The 3,087-nt window shown below is 27.5% G+C and carries 5 protein-coding genes; 3 read left to right on the top strand and 2 right to left on the bottom strand.

The annotated features are described in order from the left end of the window. Window positions 1–51: 51 nt before the first annotated feature. Together Q0649_RS17280 and Q0649_RS17275 are read right to left on the bottom strand one after the other, a co-directional pair. The gene (locus Q0649_RS17280; RefSeq protein WP_298844923.1) at window positions 52–318 is read right to left on the bottom strand and encodes a hypothetical protein; all 267 of its coding nucleotides are present in this window, start codon (window positions 316–318) and stop codon (window positions 52–54) included. A gap of 107 nt (window positions 319–425) precedes the next feature. Next, window positions 426–665: a heavy metal-associated domain-containing protein gene (locus Q0649_RS17275; RefSeq protein WP_298844921.1), complete on the bottom strand. Its 240-nt coding sequence runs from the start codon at window positions 663–665 to the stop codon at window positions 426–428. A gap of 368 nt (window positions 666–1,033) precedes the next feature. Here Q0649_RS17275 and lgt point away from each other — a divergent pair, with 368 nt between their 5' ends. The 3 genes from lgt to Q0649_RS17260 form a co-directional block, all read left to right on the top strand. After that, window positions 1,034–1,867 carry a prolipoprotein diacylglyceryl transferase gene (gene lgt / locus Q0649_RS17270; protein ID WP_298844919.1) on the top strand — a complete coding sequence of 278 codons (834 nt, stop codon included), beginning with the start codon at window positions 1,034–1,036 and terminating at the stop codon, window positions 1,865–1,867. A gap of 183 nt (window positions 1,868–2,050) precedes the next feature. Continuing rightward, window positions 2,051–2,320: a metal-sensing transcriptional repressor gene (locus tag Q0649_RS17265; RefSeq protein ID WP_298844917.1), complete on the top strand. Its 270-nt coding sequence runs from the start codon at window positions 2,051–2,053 to the stop codon at window positions 2,318–2,320. Window positions 2,321–2,338: 18 nt separating this feature from the next. Then, window positions 2,339–3,087 (top strand): copper ion binding protein (locus Q0649_RS17260; protein ID WP_298844915.1); only part of this gene is annotated, 749 nt, incomplete at its 3' end.

Raw genomic sequence — 3,087 nt, 5'->3', positions numbered from 1 at the left:
CTATAATAAAACTATAGCTCAAGACATATTTCATAGTCTTGAGCTATAGTTTTAAAGTCGTTTGTCTTTATTATCATGACAAGATTTGTTCCGTTTTGAATTTTTTAGCATCATTAGTAGCATTATTAAGGGACAAAGAAAAGGTATTATCGATATTAATGTAACTCCAAAAGCAGAATTCCAAATTTTTAATAATGGCAATACTGCAATTAGCAATATTGGAAGACCACAGCAGAGTACCATCATTAGAATATGCCTTGTTGAACTATGGCCACGATTACTATTATTTTTTTCTTTATTATTTACCTGATTATTCATATAATTGAAAATCCTCCTTTAGACTTACTTTAGAGTAATTATAAAATTTTATTATTATTCATTTAATAATTATTTTGTTAAAATCATTGATTACTTCTATATAATTATTAAATAAGACTACTATTTATATTCTTAACTTTACCAGTAAGTATTGTCTCATTGACCTTATATTGTATCATTTTTTTAGAAATTGTTTTATCTTTATATATAACTTTTATTTTTTTTGATTCTAAACTTATTTCTAAGCATTCTATCCCAACAAGATTACTTAAACATTTAGCTACATTCATTAGACATTTATCACATAACATATTGTACTGTTTAAAATTAACTGTACTATATTTCATATTATAGGTCACCTCTTGTTTGTATAATACAAAACTTATATGTAGATGATATGAAGAAATATACAAAATCCATAAAATACTATTTTAAAAGAATATTATAATGTATATTTATATAATCAAATGGTATTAATAGTTTAATTTATTTGTAATGTGTAATATTGATTTTAATCTCAGATAGATAGAACTATATATATTCTTATTAAAATTTTAAGATAAGACAGGACAGTATATTATATGAGGTATAAAAATATAGCATGGAGTAAATCTTCATAATTTCTTTATATTATTTTGTAATAATTGTATGTAGATATATTAGAGTATGTAGATATATTAGAAATTAAAATTAATAGAATAAGGGAGAATAGATAATGAAAGAATTATTTAGTGTTGGTCCGTTTCATGTGTATTTTTTTGGCCTAATGGTTGCAATTAGTATTATTTCAGCAATGTTATTTGTAGAGTGGCAAGCAAAGAAAAGAGGGATAAAAGATGACATTATGTTTAATTTAGCAATCATTGCAGTAATAGGTGGTGTAGTCGGTGCTAGATTATTTTATATACTTTTTTATAATCCTTCTTTCTATTTTACTCACCCAATTGAAATGTTAAAAATAAATGAAGGTGGATTATCTATACATGGTGGAATTCTAGTTGCAATGTTGGTAGGATACATTTATTCTATTAGGGTTAAAATATCATTCTTTAGATTAGCGGATATTTTTGTAGTTGCTGTGGCACTTGCGCAAGGCATAGGACGAGTTGGATGTGATGTGTTTGGTAAGGTGATGACACATATTATGCCTTGGGGAGTTAGTGTTGGGGGTAACATTTTGCATCCTGCTCAGGTATACGAATTTATTTTAGATTACATTCTCTTTATTATTTTGTGGAGAAAAAGTGAAAATCAGAAGTACGATGGTCAATTGTTTGTTAATTATATTATAGGTTTCTCATTAATTAGAGGTTTTGTTGAGTTCTTTAGAGTTAATCCAACGATTTGGGGACCATTTTCGATATCCCATTTATTAAGCGCAGTATTTATAGTTGCTGGGTTAATAATTCAATATTACTTAACAAAAAGAAATAATAATTATAAAATTGAGCAATATAAAGGTGTTAAGACACCTAAGTATTTAAAAACAATAATATTAATACTACTTATAACCTTTTCACTTATAATTTTTTATACAGTTCAGGGGTAAATTTATAAAACAATTCATTATGTAGCTTTTCTTCATAAAATCTACATAATGAATTGATATAATATGATTAAAGAAAATATATTATTAATTCATTATATTTTGTGGAATACCCTCCCCCCCTATAGGGAAGGGTAATAGGTTAAACCATTTCACTTTTAGATATATAAAAAGGGGGAGATTTAGTTGAATCAGGATAAAGTGCAAGCAATTCAATTACTTAGGACATCTAAAGGTCAAATTGAAGGAATAATAAAAATGATGGATGATGGTCGATATTGTATAGATGTATCTAATCAAATAATAGCTGCGCAGTCATTACTAAAAAAAGCAAATATGCATATATTGAAACAACATTTGAATCATTGTGTAAAAGACGCATTTGTTAATAATACAGGCGAAGAAAAAGTCGATGAAATAATGGAGTTACTTTCTAAATTAATCGGTAACAAATAATATAAGGAGGGTTTTAGTATGGAAAATAAGATACTTAACATTGAAGGCATGACCTGTGCGGCATGTGCAAAAGCAATTGAAAGAGTTACAAAAAAATTACCTGGTGTTCAAGAAGCTACTGTAAATGTTGCCACAGAAAAATTAAAGATAATTTATGATAATTCATTGATAAAATTATCTGATATACAAAATGCAGTTCAGAAGGCCGGATATAAATTATTGGTTCAAACAACTAATAAAACTCTAAAGCTAGAAGGAATGTCCTGTGCATCTTGTGCAAAGAACATAGAAAGAATAACTAGAAAACTTAATGGAGTAATAGAGTCAAATGTTAATTATGCCACAGAAAAATTAACTATTTCTTTTGAGCCATCATTAGTTAAAACAAATGATATAAAAAAGGCAATAGCAAAAGGTGGTTACAAGGCACTCGAAGAGGAAAGTAATATAGATCTTGATAAAGAAAAGAAGGAAAAAGATATAAAGGCTTTATGGAATAGATTTTTAATATCTGCAATATTTGGTGTGCCACTACTTTTAGTTGCAATGGTGCCAATGATTACTGGAAAATTAAATATTATGTTACCGAGTGTTATAGATCCTATGATGCATCTAAGAGAGTTCGCAACGTTAGAATTAATACTCGTTCTGCCCATAATGATTACCGGTAGAAGATATTTTATAGTGGGATTTAAGTCTTTAGTGAGGTTGAGTCCTAATATGGATTCGTTAATATCAATGGGAGCATCAGCTGCATTTTTATATAG

Source organism: uncultured Clostridium sp. (genome assembly GCF_937920395.1).
Classification (GTDB): domain Bacteria; phylum Bacillota; class Clostridia; order Clostridiales; family Clostridiaceae; genus Clostridium_AD.
This window is presented reverse-complemented; position numbering and strand designations above follow the sequence as displayed.

What these genes read in the sequence shown, in the direction of transcription:
- lgt (WP_298844919.1), top strand. Translation starts at nt 1,034, where the DNA reads ATGAAAGAATTATTTAGTGTTGGTCCGTTTCATGTGTATTTTTTTGGC.
- Q0649_RS17280 (WP_298844923.1), bottom strand. Translation starts at nt 318, where the DNA reads ATGAATAATCAGGTAAATAATAAAGAAAAAAATAATAGTAATCGTGGC.
- Q0649_RS17275 (WP_298844921.1), bottom strand. Translation starts at nt 665, where the DNA reads ATGAAATATAGTACAGTTAATTTTAAACAGTACAATATGTTATGTGAT.